The sequence below is a fragment of the Leifsonia sp. HAY1-4F genome, from assembly GCF_056755275.1.
Genome location: NZ_JBNDHX010000383.1, coordinates 1 through 258 on the forward strand (window position 1 = coordinate 1; position 258 = coordinate 258).

Below are 258 nucleotides of genomic sequence, written 5' to 3' on the forward strand. Positions count from 1 at the left end.
GTTCCTGCACACCCTGGCGCCGCTGAGCGACGCCCAGATCCGCGAGCGCATCACTGGCCTCTATGCACCCGCGCATGGCAAGTCGCTGCAGCAGCTGCAGCTGCTGGAAGATGAGCGCGCCACGCTGGACGCCGCCCGCGCCGGCCACCTGCGCGCCACCCGCAATCGCGTGCATTGGCGTGACCAGGTGCTGGACACCCGCCGCCTCGGCCCGGTCATCGCAACGCTGGATGACGAAATCGCACCGCTGCGCCAGGC

1 protein-coding gene is annotated in these 258 nt (G+C 70.5%); it reads left to right on the forward strand.

What is annotated here, in order from left to right:
- A partial coding sequence (locus tag ACPYOG_RS19900; RefSeq protein WP_481295840.1) for a hypothetical protein occupies window positions 1-258 on the forward strand: 258 nt, incomplete at both ends.